Origin of the sequence: Shewanella sp. M16 (assembly GCF_018224605.1) — a bacterium.
GTDB classification, from domain to species: Bacteria; Pseudomonadota; Gammaproteobacteria; order Enterobacterales; family Shewanellaceae; genus Shewanella; species Shewanella oncorhynchi.
Genome location: NZ_JAGTUL010000084.1, coordinates 1 through 5,630, shown reverse-complemented (window position 1 = coordinate 5,630; position 5,630 = coordinate 1). Strand labels below are relative to the sequence as shown.

The window sequence follows — 5,630 nt, the reverse complement described above, 5'->3', positions numbered from 1 at the left end:
CGAAGACGTGCCCCGTGAACCTATCGTCATCGAGAAAGTAACGATTAATATCCAAAGTTAATTTTTAAAACAACAATATTTTTTCGTTAATATGATTAATCGCGCAGTTTTAGTTGAGCGATTAATCATTTCCCCAAAGTTATTTAGTTAACTTTCCCGTACTATTCAACGCAAATTCATTTTATATAAACCTAAAAACACTAAATCCCCAATACAAAATCACTTAGTATAAAATCAACTGATGGATTATTTAAGCGTTGCCATTATTGACTTAAGACTACTACATATAAAATTAACCTCACAATATAGACCTCTTTCAAACAATGTTATTCATCATAAAAGCTGAAAAACAGCAGCACATACCTGACATCAATATCTTATACTAGCCGCACAAGTTGATAATATTAAAACAATACACCAACCATAATCCTTATGGTAAAAAGAGGCTTAACTTGCCATCTGATATAGATAAAAAAACCATATCTGTATCTATTATCATTTCTTGCTAATGCTTATTATCCCTATTTATTTTTAAGCCAGAATCATTACTACCTTAAGCAGCGAATCCTATTCAGATAAGCAGAGAAAGCTTGCTATAGTGATCAGAAAATGATGTTTCTATTGGATTCTAATAAGCTATATCGTAACTTCTGTGCCTTTGTTGATGAAACCAGAACTCTCATGACAAAACTTTTGACTAGAGATAGCGTCTAAGCATTTAGGGAATTTATTTTGAATAATAGAAAAGGTAGTCTGTTTATGGTTGCTGCGATGGCAGCATTTTCTATTGAAGACATGCTGATCAAATCCGCAGCAGAAACCACCTCTATCGGCCTCATTTTAGCGCTATTTGGCCTAGGTGGAATGTTGATTTTTATACTGTTAACCTGGCGAAAGGGTGAAACTGTGCTTCATCCTGCAGTCTTGTCTACCCCCATATTAGTACGTGCACTATGTGAAATCGTCGGCAGATTCTGTTTTGCTTTAGCCATCACGTTAACACCACTCTCAAGTGCATCCGCTATTTTACAAGCCACACCTTTAATCGCCATGCTTGGCGCGGCATTGTTGTTCGGTGAACAAGTGGGTCATAAGAGATGGCTTGCAGTATTGATTGGTTTTATGGGCGTGCTGATGATCATTCGTCCAGGACTTGATGGTTTTGAGGCCACATCTTTATTCGCCGTTATCGCTACCTTAGGTTTTGCAGGACGCGATTTAGCAACACGCGCAGCCTCTCCCGTGTTATCTAATATGCAGCTTGGAGTGTATGGGTTTTTTGTGTTGATTCCTACTGGCTTAGCGATACTGATGTACCAAAATGAAGCAATACAGTTTAGTGCTGCCGCTGCAATACAGATAATTGGAGCAATCGTCTTTGGTGTAATAGCTTATAATGCGCTGACAATCGCTATGCGCACTGGAGATGTATCGGTAGTAAGCCCCTTTCGTTATACACGTTTACTCTTTGCCTTAGCTTTAGGAATATTTATATTTGGAGAATCCCCAGATTTGCTGACTATTCTGGGAAGCCTACTCATAGTATTAAGTGGCGGCTATACCTTAGTTCAAGCGCGTAAAAGAATGACAACGAATAACATAGCTAATGTGGCAAAAACCTAAGGACTCACTAAGAATGGCTAATCGAGTGTCAGAAATGCTTGGTTTTACCAAGGACACGGAAGGAGAACAAAACGGCGATTTTGCCCAGATTTTGCCCAGATGCAACAAAGGGAATCAGTAAGATACTGATTCCCTTTGCTTTAATTTGGCGGTGAGAGAGGGAGTCGAACCCTCTCTACGTTTTCTAAGAAGCTGATTTACGCTGGTTTTTGGTCAAAGTAAACAGAGAATTGTTACACTTTACTGTATTTATCGATTGATCGAAATATCAACCCAACTGAGTATCAGTACTCGGCTTGTCTTGTCTTGTCTTGTATTTGTAACCATCTGAAAAATAAATTTTATAGCTTTTATAATATACATATCGTGTCATTGTTATTCTCGGGGGCACATTTTGTACTTTTCACTAACAAAATCAAGTTGAAAGTTGAAGATAAAAAGTGCTAACTTACTGACATCTTTAAGCTATTTTATCCATTACACTCTTTAAATCATAACGTTCATCAGGTTTAAATGAGAAGTCTGGGCATACTCTGGTTAAATAAAAAGCATGAAAAAAAAGCTTAGTCGCTCAAAATTAAAAAAATGGTTGAAGAGTGCCGTCGGAATTACGTTGCTGTCTATAAGCATCAATGATGACGTAAGTACGGTTATTTCTAATATATCTTCTACTTCATTCCTATCTAAAGCAATGGAGCAACGTATTGAAGCTTTTCCTAAGGGGATATATCTCATTGAATATCAGAGAGATGACCCTGAAGAAGATGATGACGTCCCTTACAATAGGACTGTTTGGGCGCTAGCATTCGATGCAAATCTTGCAAGAGGTGGAAAAATTCTTAACTTATCTAATTTGCTGTCTGACGTTAGCGATTATGAGTACTTTGTTTCAAGTAACACTGACACAGGGGCGTATAAGTTGACATCGATAGTAGTTAAGCAACCAGAAAACCCAATCGAGTTAAAAGAACTTGTAACCATTCTAAACAGACACTCTTCGTTCGTTAGCATAGAAAATGGTAGCGGAAAAATAACAAGTGCCAACTCGTTCATAAATGGCAATCAATTCATCTAACAGACAGCGAAGGCATCTATATCAACTGTTTAAGAGTAATTCAACTCATGCATTATTTTATCTATTGCGTGTCTTTAGGGTTACATAACTTAAACCTTAACAAGACGTTATAAGCTAAGGATACTCCGAATGTTGACTCAAATATTCAAACAAAGTCTGCACAAATTTTTCAAAACAGAAGCTAAAAATATACTTAGTGGTGTAAGTGAAAGAAACCTGTGCTCTAGGCTTGCAATACCTCTTGAAATATTAGCCCATCAACATGATTTAACAGACTACTACGCTGACATTGAGTACAACCGTAAGCAAAATGGTAAGGTTAAAACAATGTTGGACAACGATATGCAAGTGATAAATATTACTTGTGATTTAATCTTGCACAGTCGTGGTGAAGTTATGGAACGGGACAACTTGATCGCAATTGAGATGAAAAAAGCAGAAAGGCCTGAAGCAGAAAAAATCAGTGACCGAGCAAGGCTACGTACTTTAACTAAGGCTAGTTTTGATGATGTCTGGTCTTTCGACGGACAAACACATCCAGAGCATGTATGTGGTTATGAAGTTGGTTTTTTTATTGAATTGGATAAAGATAAAAATTATTACAAAGTACAGCAGTTTCAAGGTGGTGAGTTAGTATCGGAGTTTGAAGGGACGTTTGGCGCATAATAAGCACCTAGTTCTATGAATTCGCAAAAGCTTAGCTTTACTCGCTGGTTAGCTTAATCGTTATACATAAAGGACAAAATGGATCAAATACTAGAAAACCTAAAAAGTCCATCATGGTGGTTCACAGGTGTATTTTTCATATTAGTCGGAATACTGTTGACCAAAGTATTTACTAAGTGGCTGCCCTATATTTGGATTTATGTCGCCCAGCGTGTACCGAAACTTACCCGTAGGTTTCAGCGATGGAAAGAGTTAAAAGTTCTGAAGCGTGTGAAACGTTATCGGCAACATCAAACTGAAGTTATGTGGCTAATTTCAAAATTTTGGTCATTGATGACAGTATTCACCATTTACACAGTCTTCATAATGGTTTCATTTTCTTTATCTACAGAGGTAGCAGATAAGTCTAATGAGATCAAGAAGCTACTTCCGTTGGTTCTTCCCTTATATGCATTTCAGGTTCTGATTATGTGGGAGCAAGTTGTGCTGAAAAGAGTTAGAAAAGCACACATTGCATGGCAGAAACGTATTAAAAACAAGGATGCCGTAAGTGGCGATGCATAGTCTGGCCTAAACTAAATTATATTGATGAAACGAATCCTCCATCTTGCTTCTTTCAATGCCTAATAAAGGAAGATTTGCAACGTAACCTTGTCATCAACCACATTATGTTATTTAATTCACCATGTATACATCAATGAATACATTTGGTATAACGTAGGAATGCGGCTCACAGAGCCAAATGAATACACTCAAATGTCATTGGATGAGACACCACATGCTGAATACACCTAATCTTACCATTCGTGCCTACCTAAGAGCTTCAACCAAAGAACAAGACAGCTCTCGAGCCAAACCAGAGCTAATAGCTTTCGCTAAAGCCCACCACGTAAAGATTACGACCTTCTATCAAGAAAACGTATCAGGAAACGCCCCTGACCGCCCAGAGCTAAATAGACTAATTGAGGAAGCTACTGAAGGTGACATTTTGCTAATTGAGAAGATGGATCGACTAAGCCGTTTGCCTTGGGAAACTTGGCAGAGCTTAAAGGCTAAGATAGCAAGCAAGGGAATCATCATTGTTATAGCCGACCAGCCTCAAACACATTCAGCACTCACAGCAAACGATGTTAATTCTGGCTTCATACAAAAGGCGCTCACGAACTTTATGATTGACCTAGCTGCGGGTATGGCTCGGGACGATTACGAAACGAGAAGGGTTAGACAAGCCCAAGGCATTGCTAAAGCCAAAGCCGAAGGTAAAACATGGGGCGGTCAAAACAAGGATGAAAAGCTTCACCAAGCAATTCTCACCCACCTGCAAACCATGAGCATTCGTAAGACAGCAGAAATACTCGGATGCTCAGTTTCAACGGTTCAGCGAGTGAAGAAGGCTCAAAATGCTTAAATGCCGAGAAATCGGCATTTTTCAGAAAATATTTCATCTGATTAACCCTCTGTAATTCAGGCAAGAAAGTCTGTTACGTTTCAAAAACTATACTTCAGATGTAACTAAATATAGCTACAACAGCATTCGCAATGCTATAGTAACTAGATGAAAGTAAAAGATAAAATCTTATACATCGACATTGGAGTTATTATGAGAAAATTAAAATATTCCTCACTAGATAACCTAATGAAATATCTTCAAGAAGAAGGTTTTACATTAGATTATTTAAGTCAGCTTTCTGAAATCGGACTTTATCAGTTAGCGAACAAAAAGAGTGAGGTAAGCCGTAAGGTTTCACCAGAAGCGCAAGAGGAGCTTAATCAGCGGATTAAGCATGCCGAGGAAGAGAAGAAGCAAAGAAATCGAGAGATATCCCTACAAGAAGCTTCCAAATACGAACACCTAGGCGGCATTTATCGCATCAGCGCTTCTTTAACTAAACAAGGACTTAAATAATGTTAGACAGAATTCACTTTTGTTCAGATCTCGTTTCTACAGCCATTGACGCCATTGAAAAGAATGATCAAGCCACAGCACTTGCAAATCTCCATGGACTCAAGAACATCATCAACGACTTAAAGTTTGGTGATCAAATCACAGCGAAAGCAATCAAGCAGGTAGCAAAGAATACAGGCCTTGAAGATGCAGAAGCGTTGGAGGCCTTAGTGCTCGCTGGTTGTACTACTTTTGGACGCGGCCACGGCCTGAAACAATCTACATTAGCTGACTTCCTACTTCGTGAGGCGAATATTGCTAAAAACGTGACTTTGCCGATCTTGGGGGTCAAATAATATGAGCATCAATACAAGCCCCCCA

The 5,630-nt window shown here is 38.5% G+C and carries 7 protein-coding genes; all 7 read left to right on the top strand.

The genetic code is table 11. From position 1 onward, the window contains the following. Positions 1–732: 732 nt before the first annotated feature. The 7 genes from KFE26_RS23220 (at position 733) to KFE26_RS23190 (ending at position 5,605) form a co-directional block, all read left to right on the top strand. Complete coding sequence (locus tag KFE26_RS23220; RefSeq protein WP_249195898.1) at positions 733–1,623, top strand: DMT family transporter; 891 nt, start codon at positions 733–735, stop codon at positions 1,621–1,623. A gap of 550 nt (positions 1,624–2,173) precedes the next feature. Continuing rightward, a complete protein-coding gene (locus KFE26_RS23215; RefSeq protein WP_212601870.1) occupies positions 2,174–2,698 on the top strand; it encodes a hypothetical protein in 525 nt (174 codons plus the stop codon). Between the two features lie 129 nt (positions 2,699–2,827). After that, positions 2,828–3,364, top strand: coding sequence for a hypothetical protein (locus KFE26_RS23210; RefSeq protein WP_212601869.1), 537 nt, complete (start codon positions 2,828–2,830; stop codon positions 3,362–3,364). Positions 3,365–3,442: 78 nt separating this feature from the next. Next, positions 3,443–3,928 carry a hypothetical protein gene (locus tag KFE26_RS23205; RefSeq protein WP_212601868.1) on the top strand — a complete coding sequence of 162 codons (486 nt, stop codon included), beginning with the start codon at positions 3,443–3,445 and terminating at the stop codon, positions 3,926–3,928. A 214-nt stretch (positions 3,929–4,142) separates the two neighbouring features. Then, positions 4,143–4,772, top strand: coding sequence for a recombinase family protein (locus tag KFE26_RS23200; protein WP_249195897.1), 630 nt, complete (start codon positions 4,143–4,145; stop codon positions 4,770–4,772). 192 nt (positions 4,773–4,964) lie between these two features. Continuing rightward, positions 4,965–5,270 (top strand): hypothetical protein, encoded by a 306-nt coding sequence (locus KFE26_RS23195; protein ID WP_212601866.1) that lies wholly within the window; start codon positions 4,965–4,967, stop codon positions 5,268–5,270. Beyond that, the gene (locus tag KFE26_RS23190) at positions 5,270–5,605 is read left to right on the top strand and encodes a hypothetical protein (protein WP_212601865.1); all 336 of its coding nucleotides are present in this window, start codon (positions 5,270–5,272) and stop codon (positions 5,603–5,605) included. Before KFE26_RS23195 ends, KFE26_RS23190 begins: the two co-directional genes overlap by 1 nt. The last annotated feature ends 25 nt before the right edge of the window (positions 5,606–5,630 follow it).